This is a genomic window from Hymenobacter algoricola (assembly GCF_039539525.1).
GTDB lineage: Bacteria > Bacteroidota > Bacteroidia > Cytophagales > Hymenobacteraceae > Hymenobacter > Hymenobacter algoricola.
Genome location: NZ_BAABDH010000041.1, coordinates 48,869 through 68,249, shown reverse-complemented (window position 1 = coordinate 68,249; position 19,381 = coordinate 48,869). Strand labels below are relative to the sequence as shown.

Below are 19,381 nucleotides of genomic sequence, written 5' to 3'. Positions count from 1 at the left end.
GAGCAGGTAGACAGCTGGATGCTGGACCTGGTCCGGCCGGAGGTATTCGACGATGGCCACCCGGAAAACGTGCTCGTGCTGCTGCGCCGCAGCTTTGCTCACCTCTGCGCCATCCTCTCCGAGCACGGCGTGCCCCAGCCGGGGCAGCTTTCCCTATTTGAGTTTCACGCCTACTTCGAGTATCTGGAGCAGAAGCAACAGCCAGAAAATAGAGGATGACTCGGTAGTTTGGAAATAAAGTAACTAATTTGCTTACATTATCTTCTGCCTATGGCTACGACTTCCCCTCGCCTGCGCTTCACTCTGGACTCCGAAGAACTCGGGCGGCTGGTTGTAGATGTCGAAGAAGATCCGATTGGCTGGGAACAGCTGGGCCTGCAGCTGCACCGCGATGCGAAGCTGCACGGCCTGACCACCGAGTACTCGGTGCAGCTGGGCTTCGTCAAGCGGGCCAAGCAGTACCTGGAGCGGATGGATGAGCTGCGCGGCATTGAGGCAAGCGTGACGCTCACCATTGAGCAGTACGACCCCAACTCCTTCCTATTTATTCCCTACTACACGGGCCGGCTGGCTTTCCGGGCCAAGCAGCGTACGGCTCTGGAATTCCGCTGTAATGTGGAGAATGCGGGCTTCACCCAGCAGTTTCTGAACCAGACTGACAAACAGGTCGACCTGTTCAAGGCCGAGTCGCTTAGCGGTACCGTGCTGCCCACCCTTGCCCCGGTCTTTGCCGAGCTGCACAGCAAAGCCATCATCAAGCGCTATGCCGGGCAGGTAGAGGACACCGCGCTTGTTTCGCCTGCCAACTACGTTACGGATGGAGAGAGCCGCTTTCAGAATCTGTATTTCGGCGTGGGCACCCCCACCGATGATGAGTTCGGTATCGGCGTTCTGCCCTTCGGGCCCGTTGTCCGGACCAGCGGCGTCGATCATTCAGAGGTCCCGATTTTCGTCACAAAGGAAGCGGGCCCGTTTTCCTTTGATTTCAATCTACTCAGCCGCCTGCTCATCAAGCAGGGGGTGCGCCAGTTTCCAATCCTGCGCTCCTTATTTCATCGGGTGGACGTGACCTACTTTCTGCGGATCAACCTGGACGCGCCGGTCGTGCTGGCCACCGTGGGGGATGATGTCGACGAGAGTGATTATAGCCGTGACGTGCTGCTGCGCTATCAGGGGACGCTGCCACTGGAAATCGGCGACGAGGTATATGTGTATGGCCTGCTCAACGTGCACGACATTGAGTACGACCGGGCCGGGCCGGGCTACTCCTTCGAGGTGAGCCTGTCGATGCAGCCTGGCTCCGCCTTCCGCATCGAGGCGCAAACAACTACGGAGCCCAGCCCCTGCGCTGGCCTGCTGGCTTATGAAGCGCTGGAACGCATCTGCCAGGCAGCCACGGATCAGCCTCAGGCTTTCCGGTCGGACTTTTTCGGCCGGACGGATACGGCCTCTGCCTACGCGCAGGATGGCGAAGGCAGCCTCACCTTCGTTACCGGCGGCTTTCAATTGCGCGGGTTTCCGCTGGATAAAAAGCCGCTGACGGCCTCTTGGAAAACGCTGTTTGAGTCCTCGCTGGCCCAGGTGTACTGGCTGGGGATGGGCATAGAAAAGCGGGCCGACGGACAGGAAGTGGTCCGGGTAGAGCCCGCGCCCTACTTCTATTCCGATGAAGTCGTCGTCGACTTCACCGAGCCGACCGAAACCAAGGCCAACGGCCTGGAAGACTATCATTTCAACACGCTCGAACTGGGCTACCAGAAATGGCAGACCGAGCAGGTCAACGGCCTGGATGAGTTCAACGCCCGCCGGGAATGGGCCCTGCCTATCACCCAGGCCAAAAACTCCTACTCCGTTTTGTGCAGTGCGGTCACGGCCGGCTTCTACCTGGAAAATACCCGCCGCAAGCGCTTTGATGCTTCTTCCAGCACGGATACCGCCAGCGACAACGACAGTTTCCTGATCTGCCTGCTGCGCCAGGCCGGCGGCGGCTTTGAATCCGAGCGCAACCAACGGTTCGCGCAGCTCTCCGGCATCCTGTCGCCCGAAACCGTGTACAACGCCCGCCTCAGCCCAGCCCGGCTGCTGCGGCGGCACGCACCTGCCTTTGGGGCCGGGCTGCGCCATGAGCTGCTGCGGCTGGTGCGCTTCACCTTCGGGGAAGGCAACAACGAGTTTGTCAGCCGTCTCGCCACCGAGGCGCAGTCGGTGGTGGAGAAAGGCGACGTGCGCGTCGCCGATCTGCCCGCCCCGATCTGGCTGCCGGAGAGCTACGAAATCAAGCCAGCGATGCGGGCTGAGCAGGTAGCCGCGCTGCTGGCCAACCCCCGGGGCCGGGTCCGCTTCCGCAATGAGGCTGGGCACGTCTGCGAGGGCTGGGTACTCGACTTCAAACACATCCTGCAGGAGCAGAAAGGAGATTTCACGCTGTTGCGGGCTGCGCAGCTTACCGCTCTTACCCAGTAGGCTATGCTGACGCAAATCGACACGCTGCGCTACGAAGCGGCCAACTTCCTGCTCCCGATCTACTTCGATGATGTCAGCCTGGACATCACCGTAGGGGAACGGGAGCCGATAGATCCGGATCAGGCTCCCACCAACCCAGGCGCCGAGGTGCCCCAACGCCTGTATGCCCCGGGCCAAACCATCATCGGGCAGTACTGTGACGATGCCAACGCCCGCCCCCAGCTCGGGGTTACAGTCGTCTCGATTGCCGCCTCCCCCTACGCCCGCGCCGATCAGGATCCGGCCGCCGCGCTGTGCGCCGTTCCCGTCGGTGGCGGAGACTTAGTCGGCACCTACACCTACGACGAGTCCAGCAGCACGATTACGATTACGGCCACTACCTCCAATGGGCCCTGGCGCAGCCGCGCCGCGCTGAACGTGCCGTTTGTGGTGAATCAGAGCATTTACCCTGTCGGTGCGGGGGAAACCGGTACGATCTACCTCAAGGACGCGGCCAACTACGAGGCCACGATTCCCTACACGATTCCCGGCACGGCCACCGGCGGCATTCAGGTCGATACCTTCACGTGGGAGGATGGTACGCTGGCCCGGATTTTCTATCAGGCTGGCCCGACGCGGCAGCTGACCTTTACCAACAGCGACGGCAACGCCAACAAAGGCGTGTTGTCGGCAGCAGAACGCGGCCGGGCCAGCGGGGCACTGATTACAGCGTTCTGTGAGGGCGCGACCCGGGTGGAGGTCCGCGCCTCGCTGGCGAAGCCCTACGCCGTGCTGAAGGTACTGGCCAATAGCACCGAGTGCGGCTACGTGGAACCTGCCGGCCCGCTCACGCTGGAGCGGCTCACGCCGTTTCAGCCGCTGCCTCAGCAGGCCAATGGCCGCGTGCAGGTCGATACGCTGGGCGGCGCGCTGCCCGTGACCGTCTTCGTGGCCGGCGTCACCGTGCAGCCCGAGCCGGTCAACGCTGATGGCTTCATTGAAATTCTTGGCGTGCCGCCCGGTGAGCATACGGCCGTTATCCGCGACAACGAGGGCGAGGAGCTGTCGGTGGACTTCACCATCCCTGCTCCTTTCGTCGGCGGCTGCACCGATCCGAAGGCCACCAACCGCAACCAGCTGGCCACCTACGAGGATGGCAGCTGCGTGTACACCCCACCAGTGCCGGCCCCGGTGTTTCAGCCCCCGCTGCTCAATCCGCTGCGTTTCGTCGTGCCGCAGGCCGTGGACAGCTGCTCCCAGTTTGAAACGCTGGACAACGTGCTGTTCTGCCAGCAGAGCCGCCCCGGCCACCGGGTGCGGCCGCAGTACTGGCAGAAAGTGCAGCACTGTGACCGGCTGCGCCTGCAGGTGCTTACCAACTACACGGCCGTGGAAGCGGTGGTGCAGGAGCACCTGTCCGGCACGGCCGTGCTCACCCAGGCCGCCACGCAGACCGTGCAGCTTACCGGGACGGCCGTGCCGCTGCTGGTGCAGCTCAGCGACAACGGAGACGGCCGCACCCGCCTGCGTCCCGCCGATACGATACTGCCGGAAAACCTGCTGCAAAGCGGCCGGGTCACGCTCAGTGGTGGGGTGAGCGGCGCCTACCTGGTTCGCTCCCGGCAAAAGCAGGCCAGCAACGGGGAAGAGTACCTGGTGCTGAACCGCCCCTGGGAAGAGGCCGGCAACGCCTTGGATATTTTCGTGCAGTGGGAGCTGCTGGGCCCGGGCTACGACGTGTGGCAAACCACGCTCGACCTATCCGGCCTGCCCGAGGGCCGCTACCAGGTGCGGCTGCGGGGCTCCCGGGCCGGCTGGCCGGATGCGGAGGCGGTATCCGAGCCGCTGTATCTGGCCGAAGAGCATGAAAACACCGTGGTGGTGGAGTACAAAAACACCGACAACGGCTACGGCATGGTCTGGACGCCCTACGCGGCCGGCGTGCTGCCCCGCCTGAGGGTGGAAGCCACCTTCTTTCGGCTCAAGCCCGCCGGCACGCTCAACGTGCACCGCAACAGCAACGGCGCAGCGACGGTGCTGGCCTCGACGGCCCAGCGCAAAACGCTGCTGGAAACCTACGGCCTGCCGGATTACCTGCACGAGAAGCTCTACCTGATCTGCCGGCTCGACTACCTGCGTGTCAACGGCCAGCGCTATACCACCGATGAGGTGTACCAGGTCGCCGAGCAGCGGGCGTCTCCGCTCACCGGCGGCGCCGTGGCGCTGGAGCAAGTGGAATGGCTCGGCGTCGGCAACGGCCACGATGCGGGCCTGCTGCCCCCGCCGAATGCCAACGAGTACCTGCTGGTCAACGACGAGTACCTAAAAGTAAAGGTGTAATGAGCTACGAACTCAACGATAGTATCCCCGACTTCGAAGGCGCGGGCCTGCTGCCGGAAAACGCGCTGGTGCTGGTGCGCAATGCAGCCACCGGCAAGGACCGCAAAGCGCGGGTGGGACGCCTGGGCGTACGCCACGCCAACGGCCTGCGCGGCGCCAACAAGGTCGTGGAATACCTGCAGCCCTTCACCGGCATGCCAACCGATGCCAGCACCCGGCAGAGCCTGGACCCTAAAACGCTCTGTCCGGAAGTCGTATGCACCGTACGCAACGACTCCGGAGTCGCGGAGGCCGCCGCCGGCGCCCCGGGCAGAAAAGTGCAGTTCGTAGTGGCTATCGACCCGGAGGGCGCCCTGACCGTGATGGCCGATGCGGGCCTCACCACGCGTACGGTGAAGGCGAACTGGGTAGCAGCCGGCACTGTAGCCGCGCAGCTGGCTGGGCGCGAGTATTTCACGCCTTTCCCAGCCAAAGGCGACTACCCGGCGGGCTTTGAGGTCAAGCATGTCCTGCAGGGCAAGCTGCGCCTGTTCCAGGCCAGGAAGCTGCTCAGCGTCGATGTCTTCGACGATGCAGGTATCCCCGCGCCCACAGGCCTGGCGAGTGACCTGAACTGGGAAGAGTTGTCTCCGGAAGGCACCACGCTGCCCGCCGAAATCACTGTGTCGGTAGAGCTGGCCAGCATGCTAGCTGCTGGCAATAAAGTGCGGGCCACCCAGTACCGGGTGGAGCGGCGCGACGATGAGCAGGGCAATCCGCTGCCGTCGGTTGTAGTACGCGGCATCAGCCCCACCGCCTACGATCTGGAAAACGCGCTGGAGTGGAACGGGGTGAAGTGGGTGTCGGTCAGCTACGACCTGGTGAATGACGTGACCACCCCCCGCGCCACCGGCGGCGGGGAGGTAACGGCCGAGCAGTTTGCCGTACACGGCGCGCGCCTGGTTACGCTGGAAGCCAAGGCGGGTGCCGTGGCCGGCCGGTTCAGCCGCAACGGCCAGGTGCAGTACCTGTCGGCGTTCGAGCTAAACAATTTCCTGCCTTCGGAGGGGGACGTGGTCAGCCTGCTCAACGGCATCAACAGCGCCACCTGGGTTCTAAAAAACGGCGTCACCTACCACACCAACGGCATCCCGCTGAAGGTGGATCTGATCACCGACCTTGGGGCCAGCGTCTTTGCCAAGGTGCTGGGCGGCTCCTCCTACGCCAATACGAAACGGTTTGGCTCCTTCACCGGCTCGGCTACGAATGTGACGCTGGAAAATATCGACATGTTGAGCCAGGGCGAAGGCGGCACCACCCTCACCGTCGCCAACGGCGCTACCGTGCATCTAACCGGTCTGTTCAACGCGCAGGGCGGCATCGGGGCGCGGGTGACGCAGAACAGCCGCTTCTACTACTCGGGTTTCTCCCTGACCGGGGGCGGCCAGCTGGTGTGGGCCAGCGACACGGCGTACGTGGAATTTAGAATGGAAAATTCGACGGGGTACTATCTGGCCCCGGTGCGAACGGATGGCAGCGCTGTCGTAGAAGTCTATGCCAACTTCATTAATCCGACGAACACCGGTTTTGCTCTAAGTAACGCGGTCAGGGCTGCTGGAAATTCTATCGTGCGGTTGAAAACGGGCACCTATACCAACACCTTGCTGCCTACGCTGGTGATGGAAGACTCGGGCCGGATTGAAGTTTCCAGCGCGGTAACCGTTTCGAATACTTCCACTGATTCGGTTGCAGGGCCAGCGGGAACTACCCTGGCCCGTCACGCGGGGGCGACTATTGGCACGATTGACGTCCGGGTGACCATCGTAGAGCTGCCCTCCAACCTGCCAGCTACGGGCGGCGGCGGTCCCGGCGACCCGAACGCGGACGACCTGATTGCGCCGCTCTACGACCCGGCCACCGGCGTGCTGACGGTACGCACGGCTGACGGCGAAAACTACCCGGTCACGGTGCGGGGCAAAACCCGGCTGGTGGCCTCCTTCCCGGCGGGGGCGGCTTCTTACACCAACGTGCTGCCCATTCTGCGCCCGGGCCAGGTGGGCAGTTACGTCACAGAAAGTGCGGGCGGGATGGTGTCAGGCTTCCTCTTTAAGGTGAACGGAGTGGAAGTGCCCGCCCTCAACAATCTGCAGCTGGGGGATGTGGCCAGCATCGTGGGGCAGGCGCAAAGTGGCGCACCCGGTACCGTTGTCATGATTCAGGTGTAATGTCGGACTACTATTACTTCCACACGCCGCCGCCGCCCGCACTAGCCCAGCCCGGCGGGCCGCAGCCGAGCATCTGGCTGCTGGCCGGTAGCTCCAACCTGATTCGGGACCACCGCGGCGCCGGACATTGCACCGGCAGCGGCTCCCTCCCGTTGACCAACACCTACCCAGGTGGAAAAAAAGCCTGGGTATTTGACGGCGCGACGCAACTAGCCATCACCGACCATCTGCTCAACACCAGCAGCAACATGGTTTTCGCGTTCCAGTTTGCCGCACCCGACTACGCGGGGCAGCACTACCTGATGACGCTGGGCAACGGTTCCGGCGCCGGGCCAGGGCACGTCGACTCCTACACAGACGGGTCACAGTTCATTTTCCGCAGCAATTCGCCGGCTGGTCTGGGGAGCAGCATTTCGCACTATATGCTCGCGCCGGGAGAAGCCAACAGCCTGGCTTATTTCCTCAACCACGACAACGACCCGGCCGAGCCAACGCTGCGGCTCATCACCCCGCAGGCGCCCGAAGCCTCTTTTTCCTCGGATTTCGGCCACGTAGACCCGGGTGTATTTGCCAACGAGCCGGTATTCCTCTTCAGCGGCGGCTACGGTGGCGGTATTCCGTTCGTGCCCAATACCCTCATTCGCTCCGTGCTGGCGTGGCCGGTCACGGCCGGCGTCTCGCCGGACAAGGTGCGCGGCGAGTGGCATCCCTACCTCGATTCCCTGCCTTAACCACTTCACCATGAAAAACTTTCCCGGCACCCGCCAGCCCGTACGTATCCGAGTAAACGACCACCAGACCCAGGACACCCGCTACACCCAGGTGGCAGAATGCGTCGGCCAGGGCTTTCTACAGCCGCCCCACAACGGCTACCAGGCCGAGTTCTTTATCCAGGTCGAAGTCACGCTGCACGCCAGCCACAACGGCGAAGTGGGCGAGCCGCTGAACCTGCGTGGCTACCCGGTGCGGCTGGTGGCCAATAACAACACCATCATGGGGCCGCCCACCGAAGCCAATCCCACCGGCGTGCTCGCCATCCGCAACCCGGCCTTGCAAATAGATGCGGACTGGGCCGCCGTCTGCGCCCGCTACGCCGACGATGACACGGCCTATCTGCAGGGCGATGCGTTCGAGTACGCCATGAAAAACGGGCCCGTAATCCTGACTCAGCTTATTGAGCAGCATATGTACGCGGCCCAGTTTCCGCCCTTTAGCCGCTACACCGGCTAATGCTGCCCCCGGCCTGCACCATGGCCCTGCTGGCGCTGCTGCTCTGTATGGTGGCCCGCGCCGTGTACGTGGTGCTGCGCCAGCCCTAAGGCCCCGCCGCCCGCTCCGACCCACTGCCTACTGCAACGCCTATCCAAACCTACCACCGTTATCGACGCTGTCAGTGCCTAATCTTGCCTCCATCTCCGCCGACAAACTCTATGCTGCTTTAGGCGGGGTGGCTTTCGCCGTGTTCCTGCTCGTGCTGGACATGATCAAAACGACCATCACCCAGTGGCGCGAAAACCGCAAGAAAGCCAAGCAAAGCTCCTTCGTGTACCTGGCCGAAAAGCAGGTGCTGCTCGACCAGGCCACCGAGCGCATCTGCCTGGAAACGAAAGCGGACCACATCAGCCTCTACCGCCTGCACAACGGGGAATTCTTCGAAGGCAACGACTCGATCAAGAAGATGAGCATGGTCAGCGAGTCGCTTGGCCGCGTGGGCATGGGCCGCTGGAAATCGGCCAGCCAGAGCCTGCTCATGTCGGACTTCCCCCACCTGGTGCTGGCCCTCGATGGCGCGGCCAAGCAGGCCTACTACTGCATGAATCCGGACAACGTGCTGGACTTCGAAATGGGCCGCCTGATGAATGAGCGCGAGTACGAAACCAGTGTGGCGCTGCTTATCCGCGGCAAGAAAGACAAGCCCCTGGCCGTGCTGATGCTGAACTGGTGCACGGACCGCCGCACGCTGACCGACCTGAACACGACGGAGCTGGAAGGCTACCGCCGGGATCTCTCCTTCACCCTTTCCGATTAACGCCATGCCGTTGGTTTCTGTGTTGACCCGCCTCTATGCCTACCGCTCGCTGGTGCTCGTGCTGTTGCTCGGCATTGCCGGCGGCCTGATTTACTACCTCTACGACCTGAACCGGGTCACGCAGGCCGAGAAGCAGAGCATCATCACCCTCTACGCCGCGCAGCCCGTCACCCGCTCGGTGGATGCGCAGGGCCGCGAAACCGTGCGGGTCGTGACGCCCACCATTTCGGCGGCCGTGCTCAAGCAGGTCAAGGCCGGGTTGGCGGCCGAAGTACGGGACCAGCTGCGCAAGGAGTTCGGCCGCAATGCCCAGCTGCTACAGGCCCAGCGGGTACAGACCCAGACCGGACAAGTGCTGCCCACCGTGGCCCTACGCGACACGACCGTGCACCGGGCTACCGCCGCCGGCATCGTGGCCAAGCCGGCGCGGGCCGGCACCTTCAAAGACCCCTGGCTGTCGCTGACCGGCATCGTGACCGATGACAGCCTGTCGGTGAAGTACTCCATCCGCAACGAGTTCGACGTGCGCGCCTACTCGATGCGCGACGCCAAGCACTGGTGGCAGTTCTGGAAGCCGCGCAAAGTCTTTGTCGACCTGAAAAACAAGAACCCCAACACTACGACCACGGCCCTGGAAGCGGTAGCCGTGGAGAAAAAGTAATTCACCTAATCCCTTTTCCTTATGTCTGAGCAACTGGCTTCTGCCCCTGACTGCACCCCGCTGCAGCGCTTCCTGAGCTACTGGCGCCGCCGCATCCCGCTGGTGCTGGGCCTGGCTATTCTGATCCTCTACGTGTTCGTGCCCGGCCTGCTGCAAACGCTGCTCTTCTGGGTGCACGACGCGCCGCCCCTCGTGGCCGGCGGCCCCGACCTGGACGGCACCCAGGTCGCGGCGGCCCAGCAGGCCGGCGGCGCCAAGCAGCTGGGGGCCGTGCTCAGCATCTTCCTGGCGGGCTCGGGTTACTTCTGCGGCATCATCATGGTGGTCTGGTCGCTGATGCACTGCATCACCCCGGGCCTGCCGCCGTGGGCCAAACGGCACTTCACCTCCGGCTTTGTGGCCGAGGATTCCACCGTTCAACTCTCTGAAGAATGTCAGTACAGCATCTACTTAAAGGTCTGGTTGGGCTTGCTCTCGCTCTATGCGGCTTGTCTGCTGGTAGCCGCGCTCAGTCAGTAACCCGGGCCCAGCAGGCTACTCGGGCCGCCTGCACCGTGCAGTGGTCGGCGGCGCACCTCTACGTCCGGGAAGCCACCGGCCGCAACGACGGCCCACTCATCGACACCTGGGCCCGGGCCAACGGCGTGCCCTTGCGCTCCCCCTGGTGTGGGCTGACGCAGTGGGCCGGGCAGAAAGCGTGCGGGCTGCCGGTACCGAAAGGCGCCGCCGGCTCTTACAACTGGTTTCTCGACCCCAAGCGCACCTACTACGTGCGGGGCAAGCGGGGCAGCGTGGACAGCCTGCGCGCCGGCCACCAGGTCGGCTTCTACTACGCCAACCTCGGGCGCATCGGGCACATCGGCCGGGGCATCGTGGCCGGCCGCACCATCCGCAAGGGCCGCCCGGTGCGGGGCTGGTACGTCAACGCCGGCAACACCGGGGCCGGCGGCGGCCGGGACGGGGCCGGCATCCGGCTCGTGTACTACGCCCTGCCCGACTTCTACGCCTGCGCCAACTGGCTCTGGTAGATCTGTCATCCTGAGCAGCGCCGAAGCATCTCTCTCTTTCCTTTTTTTTACCTAACCCCTCCTACCATGTTTAAGAACTGGCCCGTTTGGCCCTTCCTCCTCCTTTGCTTCCTGATCCTGACCGCCATGGTGGTCTTCGTGCCCGAGGGTACCGGCCGCTTCCTTTGCGCCGCCGTGGCCCTGGTGGTGTTTCCCATCTTCCCGCTGGTGGGCGGCAACTTCAGCTTTCAGAAAAAGGGCAGTAGCGACAAAGCCGACGAGAACCGGCTGAACAACTTCGCCCTACCCGTGCTGCTGGCTATTCACCTCAGCTTCTCGGTCTGGTGGCTGGTGGGCGTGGCCCTGGTAGCGTTGTGGATCTGGGCGCTGACCCGTAAAGGGGAAGTAGGCTCCTACATTCCGGATGTGTGGCCCATCGTGGCCGTCTGCCTGGCCAGCATTGTTACGTTTGCCTTCGCGCTGGGCGCCGGTGTTACCTACTGGCTGCAGTAAATGCTCTGGCACTTGCTTGCTCCCATCGTTCTGCTAGTCGGAGCCTTGGTGTACGCTGGTATTGAAGCGGGCAGCAATGCCTACCAGATTCAGCGCGAGTACGACGTGAGCCACCTGTGGGAAACCCGGGGCCGGATGACCGCGCTGGGCTTTATGGCGGCCTTGGCTTCCTTCTCGGTACCGGACCTGTGGTCGATGCTGCACGCTGCCGCCGGCTTTTTCATGGCGGCCTGCGCCTTCGGGTTCTGGTTTGATCTGACGCTGAACCGGCGCCGCGGCCTGAGCTGGTACTACGTCGGCATCGATCCGCAAACGGCGGGCATCGACAAGGCCATCACCCGGCACCGCATCCCGGGCAAGCTCTACCAGGCAGGAAAGGCTGCGGGGGCCCTGCTGTTGCTGGGTCTGCTACTCTGGCTCCGGTTATGAGGCGGCTGCGCCTGGGCTATTGGTATTTTATGCGTCGCTAACTATATTCGCCGGCCGGGACTTCATAAAGGTGTGTGTACTGGCCCTATTGCAATACAAAGAAGCCTCGACCGATGGTCGGGGCTTTTCTGTTTTTCAAAACAACCAAGGTTGTCATTGAAAAGCTGTTCCTTGTAATATGACGAAAATACAAGCAGATCCCCGCAGCATGATGGCCCCCGGCATCATCGGCAGAACTGAAATCCCATCAGGTAATGGCAGCTTCCTTCGCTGGGAATCTAAATGCTTAGGGTGCCCAGTTGTTTTTACAGTGGAGCACGCAGACGGCAGCACAGAGTCATTCGGGGATGTTTGCCCTGACGACACAGCCGGCCGGGACAGCCTCCATGCTGCTTTTTACAAGCAGAACGGCGAGCGAGGCAAGTAGGCTAAAAGCCCGACCATCCGGCCGGGCTTTTTCTACCTTCGGCTCATGCCCATCAGCCACTACGCCTTCCGCGCCCTGAGCCTCGAGGAGCAACTGCCCATCATCTGGCAGCAGGGAGACTTCCTGGCCCAGCGCTTCGAGGAAGAGGACTGCATTAACCTCTACCACCTGGGCACCTTCTTCGTGGAGGTGTACTACGACCCGCAGGCCAACTGCGTGCACCGCACCCGCACGTTTACCAGCCGGGAGTGCCTGATGGATTATACGGCGTATGTGAAGCTGGATGATTTAGGGTTGTAAAGAACTCGCCCGGATGGGCGAGTTTCTTCCTGAACCTGTTGGTCTCTTATTGTGATTTTGCGCTAATTCCAACATGTTTTGCAGATGCTGCACAGATGCTTGATCATCTCGATCGAAATGATGTATTTTCAAACTTGGAATTTCAGACTCATCGACAATAAACCGCTCAAAACCACTTTTATCAATAAATATATACTTGTCACTAATTGCCCCTAGAAATATGAGATAAACCGCATTTGTATTAATTTTATCTTTTATATCATCTGTAAGTATGTAGTTATATCTCAACTCTTTTACTATCCCTTGTGCTTCTGATACACCTGACACGGCTGCATTTACAGTTAAAAAAATAGCACAATATATTAAATAAGGTTCTATCAATTCAGACAAAAGCGACACACTTTCTTGTTCGGAGTCTTCTTCTGAATCCTTTGCCAAGAAGTATATCCCTATTATCAAAATGGAAAATGCAAGAGAAAGGCTAAAACCTGTAAATGAACGCTCGGGCGCGAGTATAAATGATGCCGCAGCTATAGCTACTATAAACCCAAATCTTTTATAAAAAGTCTTTGTTGATTTTTCTGTTTTAAAAAGTTTATCGCCGGAAATTATTGCAAGATAAACCAAGGAAACTAAAATAATAGTTAACAGTATTATCCATACACCAGCAAAGCGTAACGGATATGCTATACCCTTAGTAATATCTTCGAGTGCCATGTATTGGAATACATTTATATCGAAGTGGCTCCAAAAAGGCAAATAGTATGCAATAGATAAAATAAAAAGAAAACCAAGAACAGTAGCTGTCGACTTGAGCATAGAATTTAATAGCAAAAAAACCCGACAATTGCCGGGTTTTAGTGGTAGATACCCAATTTTTGGGCATGAATATTATTTAATCACTACTTAGTTTCGACTCTGTGATGATGCGGCGGCTTGGCCGCAGAGCGAAGTGCCGACACTGAGAGTGTTACTACTGAAGCTACGAGAGCTATTGCGCTCATAGCAATGGCGAGGCTTTCCATAAGAGCGTTGATTAGGTGGAAGATGTGGTTTTCGCTACCGGGGCACGAATATAACAGCTTGTTACAGATGTGTAACGCAACGGTCGGTGTTTTGTTTGAAGAATGCAAGTACCCAGCCAACTATCCGCTCATTAGCGTGCCCATGGATCTGGACAAACCCGCCGCGTACGTGAGCGTTACCTGATCGACCACCCCTTGGGGATTAGGAAGCACTACTACCACGTCGGGACCGCGTTATACAAGCCTCCCAGTACCTGCTGCCAGGCCGCCAGCACCTTCGGCGCTACCCGCTTCACCTTGTCCTTGGCGTAGCGGTCGGTGATGTCCTTGTTGGTATGGCCTAGCACGAAATTGGCCAGCGACTTATCGCCGTCGGAGCCTTCGAGCAGCAGCGACGCACACGTATGGCGGGCGGTGTGGGTGGAAATAATCTCGTGCACCGGCCGGTAATGGTTGGTGACGGCCCCGCCGCTGATGCGCATCAGGTTAAACACCCGGGTCAGGCCCGCTTCTTTGGCGACCTGCTTGATCAGGCTGTTGCGGTACTGATTACTGCGCACCGGCAGCTGCCAGCCGTAACGTTCCCCGATGGCCAGGGCCATGGGCGGCAGCGGCACCAGCGTCACCTGGGTCGTTTTCTGCTGGGCATGGCGCAGGAACGTGATGGGCCCCACGGCCGTATCTATGGTTTCCAGCTGCTGGGCCGAGAGGTGGGCCATGTCGGCATCGCGGCGGCCCGAGAAGCACTCCAGCAGCCACCGGTCCCGCTCCTCTGTTAGCGCGGCCGTGGGCATGCGGGCCCGGATCAGCTGGCATAGCTCCTCCTGATGCAGGTCGAGCTGGGGCGCGCTGTTCTCCTCATAGCTGAGCCACTTCACGCCGGGGGCCAGGCCGATGCGCGTACCCACGATGCGCAGGAACTTGAACTCGCGGGAAATGGTCGCGTCCGAGCTGCCCTTCTTCAGCAGCTCCCGCAGGTAGTCCTTCACAAACTTCTCATCCAGGTCGCCGGCCGTCGCCGTGGGCCGAAACTGCTGGAGCAGCTTGGCCACGGACTTGTACTTGTTCAGATACACCGGCTTTAGGATGCCCTGGTTTTCGGCCACCCACTGCTGGTAGTGCGCCACAAAGCTGAGCGTCCGTGGGTCGATGGCGCGCTGCTTCTTAGCCTGCCCGGTGGGGAACAGCTCGGCCTCCATCGCTGGCCGCGTCACCTGCTCCAGGGCCCCCGGGCCGGAGAGCTTGCGGAAGGCGTCGCGCAGGCGCCCTTCCCAGTGGGCGAGCCGCTCGTTGACCACGTCGGCGTCGGGGTGGGCCGCTGTCACGCGCATCGTGTCGGGGTCCCAGAGCTTTTCGGGCTTACGGCCCCGCTCCTCCCGGCCCGGCAGGATACGCACGCCCGGCGAGACCGAAAAATCAGTGCCGTGGAAATAGGCCACCATCCGCGTAGCGTAGGTGCCGGCTTTATCGGGGCGCCGCAGATAAACGTGCAGCGTAAACTTGTGCAACGGGAGGCGGGGCCGGTCAGACATAGGCGGGCAGGTTTTTGGGCATGGTTTTAGGCTGGTATAAAGCCGGATGCTGGGGACGGGCATCCGGCGCAAACCGCCCGGAAAGCGGTAAAACAGCAATAGCTGCCCTAAGAGAGCAGCTATTGCGGGGGTTTTGAGCCTCCTGCCGGGATCGAACCAGCGACCTACTGATTACAAGTCAGTTGCTCTACCAGCTGAGCTAAGGAGGCGAATTGGTGGTGCAAAACTACGCATCCTGCCGGAATGTGCAACCTCCGGAGCCTTGTTTTTCTGCGCGGGCCGGCCCGCCCTGCTCGTTTTTCGCCCGGCTCCGCACGAATCCGCTGCTTGTGCTCCCGCAGTTACGGCCGCCCTCCGATTTGATTTACAAGCAGTTTCGCCGGAGCCCCCGAGCTTTCGGCCAATAAAAAAAGCGCCCGACTTTCATCGGGCGCTTTTTTTATTCTGCGGGCAACTGAACGTTAGCTCCGTACTATTTTCAGCTGCCGCTTCAGGCCATCGATCCGGGTTTTGGCTTCGTCAATACGGCCCTGGTATTCTTCGCGCAGCTGGGCGGCATTCTTGGAGCGGGCAAAAAACTCCAGGTTGGTTTGCAGCGTGGCAATGTCATTCTCCAGCTCGTTGATTTCGCGCCGCAGCGTCTGCTCCTTCTTATAGAGCGCCTGCTGCGAGTCGGCGCCGGATTTGAGCCGCTCGACCTGAAGCTGAAACAGCAGGTCCGTCCGCTCGGCGTACGTAAGGGCGGGCACGGCATCCAGGTACTTGCTCATCAGGGACTGAAACTTCTCTTCGCCCCGCTCCGAGTTCCCACGGCCACCACCGGCCGCCCCGTCAAAGGCCCGCCACTCGGCCACGTGCTGCTTAAAGCCTTCCAGCGTACCGGGCGCATCGGCGGTGAGGGCCGTTACGGCCTCGGCTACCCGGTCGAGGTGGGTGGCCTGCTCCTGCGACACCTGCTGGGCCTGCTGCACCCGCTGCTTGGTTTCCTCGTTTTTGCGCTCGAAGAAAGCGTCGCAGGCCGTGCGGAAGCGGTTCCAGACTTTGTCCGACTGCTTTTCCGGCACGCGGCCAATCAGCTTCCACTCCTTCTGCAGACGAATGACGATTTCGCGGCCCTCCTCCCAGTTTGGGTTTACCAGCGCGGCGTCGGCCTGCTCACACAGGTCGAGCTTGCGCTTGAGGTTGGCGTTTTTCTCCTCGTCCAGGGATTTGAAGAACTGGTTTTTGCGCTGAAAGAAGCCTTTGTAAGCGCCCCAGAACTGCTTGTTGAGCTGCTCGGCTTTGTCGCGGGGCACCAGGCCGGCGGCGTCCCACTCCTCTTTCAGTTTCTGCAGCTCGTCGGTCTTGGCGCGCCACTCGTTCACGCGCTCCGTCTGAAACTCGGCGTAGGGCTTGATCTGGTCCAGGATGGCCGTCTTACGGGTTAGATTAGCCGTTTCCTGGGCGGTGCGGGCGCTCAGAAACTCCTTTTTGCGGTCGTGGATCTGCTCCGAAGCCGCCAGAAAACGGTTCCAGATCGGGTCGCGCTGCTCGTTGGGCACGGGGCCGATGTGCTTCCAGTCCTCGTGCAGCTGCCGCAGCTCCTGCAGGGCCTTATTGATGCTGGGCTGCTGCACCAGCGCCTCAGCCCGCACCACCAGGGCTTCCTTGGCTTCGAGGTTGCGGCGCCGGTCTAGCTCCTTCATCTCGAAGAACAGGCCGCGGTTGTTGTAGTACATATCCAGCAGGGCGTGGTAGCTGTTCCACAGTTCCTGGGCATCTTTCTGGGGCACGGGGCCGGTGGCTTTCCAGTCGGTCTGCAGGGCTTTGATGCGCACCGAGCTGTCCTTGGTTTCGGCCGACTCAATGAGCTGGCGCAGCTGGGCCAGCAGCTCGTGCTTGTGGGTCAGGTTTTTGGCCCGCTGCTCGTCCTCGGCTTTGGCGTCGCGGGTGCGGCTTTCGCGGAACTCCTGCAAGGCTTTGGTCAGCTCGGCGTGGCCGGCGGGGCCGGCGTAGGCGAAGTCGTCGCCCTCGCCGCCCTGCTCGGCAAAGCGCTGCCGGGCCGCGGTGCGGTCGGTGCCGATGGCCGTGTCGTACTGGCGGTGCAGGTCGAAAATCTGCTTGCGGTTCTGGCGCGCGTCGGCGCGGCGTAGCAGCGTGAGCAGGTGGGTGGCCTGGCTGGGCAGATCGAGCTGGGCGAAGTCAGGTGCCGGCGTTTCGGATACGTATTCCTCTTCTTCCTCCGAAGGAGAAAGCGCCTCGGCCTCCGCGGCGGCTTCGGTGGCCGAAGCCGTAGCCGACGTCGGCAGCGTAGCAACGCCTACCGGGGCCGTTTCAATGTCTTCGGCCGAAGCCAGCGCAAAAACGGGGGCCGGCTCCACGCCGGCCGGGTGCGAGGGCTCCGCCTCCGCAGCGGCCGGGCTTACCGGCGGCGCGGCCAGCTCGGCGCTGGATTCCGCTTCGGCCGGCGTAGCCGCCAAAGCCTCCGCCGTTGGAGCGGCATGACTGGCCGGGGCGGCCGCTTCCGCCGCGTGGGCGCTGGCTACGCCCGGGTTCTGGCTGCCGTAGTGGCTTTCGGCGCGGGCCAGCGGCTCCGATACGGTGGGCGGGGTAGCTGGCGGCGCCACCGGCTCGGTCGCGGGCGTGGCATCAGCGGAAGCTTCGGCCGTACCGGCACCGGCGGGCTCACCGGCGGCTACGGCAGCACCCTGGGCGGGGCGCTCGGTTATTTCGTCGGCAGCAGTGGCAGCAAGGGCCGCGTCCGGCTCCACCGGCGGGGCCGCCGCCGGCGTGGGCGGCACCGGTGCCTCGCCCTGCCGGGCCTGGATTTCGGCCAGACGGCGTTCGAAGATGCTCATCGGCGACTCTTCGGGCTCGTTGGACTGGTTCGGGGCGGCGTTATCGTTTTCGGGAAGCATAGATCAGGAGAGAGGGCCGGCGCAAAGCCAGCAGTGGAGGCGCGAAGGCGAAAAAAAGATTAGTTGAGGCGGGGGTCCGTGGGATAGTTGGACAGGACGCGGAAGCGGCCACCTTTTTCGCGCAGAATTGCGCGCCAGAAGGCATCATTATCCAAAGTAAATACTTTCCCGGCAGCATTAGGATGCACAATCCAAACATTTTCCTTGACTTCCTCCGCCAGCTGCCCCGTCGTCCAGCCCGAATAGCCCACGTAGAGCCGCACATCATCGGGGCCCAGCTCGCCGCTGAGCAGCAGCCCGAGCAGCACGCCAAAGTCGCCACCCCAGTACACGTCCTGGCCCAGGTGCACGGCCTTGGGCAGATCGGCGCGGTGGTGCAGGTAGTGGAGCGTGTCGGGCTGCACGGGGCCGCCCAGGCCCAGGGGCAGGCGGGCAGCGGGCGACGCGTCGCCGCCGGGCAGCTCCAGCACGTCGCCCAGGTGCAGGGTGGAGTCGCGGTTGAGCACCAGGCCAAAGGAGCCTTCCTCGTCGGAATGGCGGCACATCAGCACCACCGTCCGCTCGAAGTTGGGGTCGCCCAGAAAGGGCTGGGAAATCAGCAAACTACCGTCGCGGAGCCGGGGCATAGGTGGGAAGGCTAGAGGGAGAAAGAAGGACCAGGTCGGCGCGGCGCCGGGGACGCAGGAGCTGGGCCCCGGGCTGAACAGTCGGGCCCGGGATTCGGTTATCCGCGGGCCGGGCTGTCCTTGCCACTTACGTTCGCCAGCAGAGGATGGGTTCCCGGACCTGAACTCATTCTGTTACCTTGCGGCCCGAAATGCCGCTGCCCGAGTTTAAATCCCGCCTCCTTCGCCCGTAAAAAAGAATGCTTGACCAACAACTGGCCGACCTGCGCCTGACCTACGCCCAGCGCACCCTCTCGGAGGCCGATGTGCTGCCCGCCGCCGTGCCCCAGTTCCGGGCCTGGCTCGATGAGGCCCTGGCCGCCCACCTCGATGAGCCCACGGCCATGACCCTGGCCACGGTAGATGAAGCCGGCCAGCCTTCAGCTCGGATAGTGCTGCTGAAGGGGTTGCCCGACGACGCCGGATTTCTGTTTTATACCAACTACGACAGCCGCAAGGGCAAGAACCTGGCCGCCCGGCCGCTGGCGGCCCTCACCTTCTTCTGGCCCGGCCTCGAGCGGCAGGTGCGCGTGGAAGGGCGGGTGGAAAAAGCGCCGGCGGACCTGTCGACGGAATACTTCCAGAGCCGGCCGCACGGCAGCCAGGTGGGCGCCTGGGCCTCGCCCCAGAGCCAGCCCATCGAAAGCCGGCAGCAGCTCGAGCAGCTGGAGCGGGACGTGGAAGCCCGCTTTGCCGGGCAGCAGCCCCTGCCGCGCCCGGAAAACTGGGGCGGCTACATCCTGCGGCCCCACCGGGTGGAGTTCTGGCAGGGCCGCCCCAGCCGCCTGCACGACCGGATCGTGTACGAGCTGGCCGGCGCAGACTGGCAGCGGAGCCGGCTGGCGCCCTGATTCGATTACGAAGTAAAAATGAGGCCGCGAAAACGGTCCGGCGGCCGGAAGCGTGGCGC

The 19,381-nt window shown here is 62.1% G+C and carries 18 protein-coding genes and 1 tRNA gene; 14 read left to right on the top strand and 5 right to left on the bottom strand.

Annotated elements, in window-relative coordinates; all coding sequences use genetic code 11:
• The first annotated feature begins 18 nt into the window (after positions 1-18).
• The 13 genes from ABD842_RS12770 to ABD842_RS12710 all read left to right on the top strand — a co-directional run bounded on the left by ABD842_RS12770 (position 19) and on the right by ABD842_RS12710 (position 12,352).
• Positions 19-219 carry a hypothetical protein gene (locus ABD842_RS12770; RefSeq protein WP_345114413.1) on the top strand — a complete coding sequence of 67 codons (201 nt, stop codon included), beginning with the start codon at positions 19-21 and terminating at the stop codon, positions 217-219.
• A gap of 51 nt (positions 220-270) precedes the next feature.
• A complete protein-coding gene (locus ABD842_RS12765; RefSeq protein WP_345114410.1) occupies positions 271-2,463 on the top strand; it encodes a hypothetical protein in 2,193 nt (730 codons plus the stop codon).
• Positions 2,464-2,466: 3 nt separating this feature from the next.
• Entirely contained in the window at positions 2,467-4,782 is a 2,316-nt protein-coding gene (locus ABD842_RS12760) for a hypothetical protein (protein WP_345114407.1), read from the top strand.
• Entirely contained in the window at positions 4,782-6,986 is a 2,205-nt protein-coding gene (locus ABD842_RS12755; protein WP_345114404.1) for a hypothetical protein, read from the top strand. The genes ABD842_RS12760 and ABD842_RS12755 overlap by 1 nt, the downstream gene beginning before the upstream one ends.
• A complete protein-coding gene (locus tag ABD842_RS12750; RefSeq protein ID WP_345114402.1) occupies positions 6,986-7,717 on the top strand; it encodes a hypothetical protein in 732 nt (243 codons plus the stop codon). Before ABD842_RS12755 ends, ABD842_RS12750 begins: the two co-directional genes overlap by 1 nt.
• Positions 7,718-7,727: 10 nt before the next feature.
• A complete protein-coding gene (locus tag ABD842_RS12745) occupies positions 7,728-8,216 on the top strand; it encodes a hypothetical protein (protein WP_345114399.1) in 489 nt (162 codons plus the stop codon).
• A gap of 163 nt (positions 8,217-8,379) precedes the next feature.
• Positions 8,380-9,015, top strand: coding sequence for a hypothetical protein (locus ABD842_RS12740; RefSeq protein WP_345114396.1), 636 nt, complete (start codon positions 8,380-8,382; stop codon positions 9,013-9,015).
• Positions 9,016-9,019: 4 nt separating this feature from the next.
• Positions 9,020-9,676, top strand: coding sequence for a DUF6549 family protein (locus ABD842_RS12735; RefSeq protein ID WP_345114393.1), 657 nt, complete (start codon positions 9,020-9,022; stop codon positions 9,674-9,676).
• 21 nt (positions 9,677-9,697) lie between these two features.
• Positions 9,698-10,195, top strand: a complete 498-nt coding sequence (locus ABD842_RS12730) for a hypothetical protein (RefSeq protein ID WP_345114390.1) — start codon at positions 9,698-9,700, stop codon at positions 10,193-10,195.
• Complete coding sequence (locus ABD842_RS12725) at positions 10,165-10,704, top strand: hypothetical protein (protein ID WP_345114387.1); 540 nt, start codon at positions 10,165-10,167, stop codon at positions 10,702-10,704. Before ABD842_RS12730 ends, ABD842_RS12725 begins: the two co-directional genes overlap by 31 nt.
• A 66-nt stretch (positions 10,705-10,770) precedes the next feature.
• The gene (locus tag ABD842_RS12720) at positions 10,771-11,196 is read left to right on the top strand and encodes a hypothetical protein (RefSeq protein WP_345114384.1); all 426 of its coding nucleotides are present in this window, start codon (positions 10,771-10,773) and stop codon (positions 11,194-11,196) included.
• Positions 11,197-11,625, top strand: coding sequence for a hypothetical protein (locus tag ABD842_RS12715; RefSeq protein WP_345114381.1), 429 nt, complete (start codon positions 11,197-11,199; stop codon positions 11,623-11,625).
• Between the two features lie 472 nt (positions 11,626-12,097).
• Positions 12,098-12,352 carry a hypothetical protein gene (locus ABD842_RS12710; protein ID WP_345114379.1) on the top strand — a complete coding sequence of 85 codons (255 nt, stop codon included), beginning with the start codon at positions 12,098-12,100 and terminating at the stop codon, positions 12,350-12,352.
• Here the strand turns inward: ABD842_RS12710 and ABD842_RS12705 are convergent.
• The 5 genes from ABD842_RS12705 to ABD842_RS12685 all read right to left on the bottom strand — a co-directional run bounded on the left by ABD842_RS12705 (position 12,341) and on the right by ABD842_RS12685 (position 18,432).
• Entirely contained in the window at positions 12,341-13,171 is an 831-nt protein-coding gene (locus ABD842_RS12705) for a hypothetical protein (RefSeq protein WP_345114376.1), read from the bottom strand. The genes ABD842_RS12710 and ABD842_RS12705 overlap by 12 nt on opposite strands.
• A 421-nt stretch (positions 13,172-13,592) precedes the next feature.
• Positions 13,593-14,909 (bottom strand): phage integrase SAM-like domain-containing protein, encoded by a 1,317-nt coding sequence (locus tag ABD842_RS12700; protein WP_345114373.1) that lies wholly within the window; start codon positions 14,907-14,909, stop codon positions 13,593-13,595.
• Between the two features lie 136 nt (positions 14,910-15,045).
• Positions 15,046-15,118 (bottom strand) — tRNA-Thr (locus ABD842_RS12695).
• A 252-nt stretch (positions 15,119-15,370) separates the two neighbouring features.
• On the bottom strand, positions 15,371-17,806 hold the full coding sequence (locus ABD842_RS12690) for a DUF349 domain-containing protein (RefSeq protein WP_345114370.1): 2,436 nt from the start codon (positions 17,804-17,806) through the stop codon (positions 15,371-15,373).
• Between the two features lie 59 nt (positions 17,807-17,865).
• On the bottom strand, positions 17,866-18,432 hold the full coding sequence (locus tag ABD842_RS12685) for a YqgE/AlgH family protein (RefSeq protein ID WP_345114368.1): 567 nt from the start codon (positions 18,430-18,432) through the stop codon (positions 17,866-17,868).
• A gap of 239 nt (positions 18,433-18,671) precedes the next feature.
• Here ABD842_RS12685 and pdxH point away from each other — a divergent pair, with 239 nt between their 5' ends.
• The gene (gene pdxH / locus ABD842_RS12680) at positions 18,672-19,322 is read left to right on the top strand and encodes a pyridoxamine 5'-phosphate oxidase (RefSeq protein WP_345114366.1); all 651 of its coding nucleotides are present in this window, start codon (positions 18,672-18,674) and stop codon (positions 19,320-19,322) included.
• Positions 19,323-19,381 lie beyond the last annotated feature (59 nt).

Coding starts and splice junctions, on each gene's coding strand:
- ABD842_RS12700 (WP_345114373.1), bottom strand. CDS start 14,909: ATGTCTGACCGGCCCCGCCTCCCGTTGCACAAGTTTACGCTGCACGTT.
- ABD842_RS12755 (WP_345114404.1), top strand. CDS start 4,782: ATGAGCTACGAACTCAACGATAGTATCCCCGACTTCGAAGGCGCGGGC.
- ABD842_RS12770 (WP_345114413.1), top strand. CDS start 19: ATGCTGGACCTGGTCCGGCCGGAGGTATTCGACGATGGCCACCCGGAA.
- ABD842_RS12715 (WP_345114381.1), top strand. CDS start 11,197: ATGCTCTGGCACTTGCTTGCTCCCATCGTTCTGCTAGTCGGAGCCTTG.
- ABD842_RS12745 (WP_345114399.1), top strand. CDS start 7,728: ATGAAAAACTTTCCCGGCACCCGCCAGCCCGTACGTATCCGAGTAAAC.
- ABD842_RS12735 (WP_345114393.1), top strand. CDS start 9,020: ATGCCGTTGGTTTCTGTGTTGACCCGCCTCTATGCCTACCGCTCGCTG.
- ABD842_RS12720 (WP_345114384.1), top strand. CDS start 10,771: ATGTTTAAGAACTGGCCCGTTTGGCCCTTCCTCCTCCTTTGCTTCCTG.
- ABD842_RS12765 (WP_345114410.1), top strand. CDS start 271: ATGGCTACGACTTCCCCTCGCCTGCGCTTCACTCTGGACTCCGAAGAA.
- ABD842_RS12750 (WP_345114402.1), top strand. CDS start 6,986: ATGTCGGACTACTATTACTTCCACACGCCGCCGCCGCCCGCACTAGCC.
- pdxH (WP_345114366.1), top strand. CDS start 18,672: ATGCTTGACCAACAACTGGCCGACCTGCGCCTGACCTACGCCCAGCGC.
- ABD842_RS12730 (WP_345114390.1), top strand. CDS start 9,698: ATGTCTGAGCAACTGGCTTCTGCCCCTGACTGCACCCCGCTGCAGCGC.
- ABD842_RS12760 (WP_345114407.1), top strand. CDS start 2,467: ATGCTGACGCAAATCGACACGCTGCGCTACGAAGCGGCCAACTTCCTG.
- ABD842_RS12710 (WP_345114379.1), top strand. CDS start 12,098: ATGCCCATCAGCCACTACGCCTTCCGCGCCCTGAGCCTCGAGGAGCAA.
- ABD842_RS12705 (WP_345114376.1), bottom strand. CDS start 13,171: ATGCTCAAGTCGACAGCTACTGTTCTTGGTTTTCTTTTTATTTTATCT.
- ABD842_RS12690 (WP_345114370.1), bottom strand. CDS start 17,806: ATGCTTCCCGAAAACGATAACGCCGCCCCGAACCAGTCCAACGAGCCC.
- ABD842_RS12685 (WP_345114368.1), bottom strand. CDS start 18,432: ATGCCCCGGCTCCGCGACGGTAGTTTGCTGATTTCCCAGCCCTTTCTG.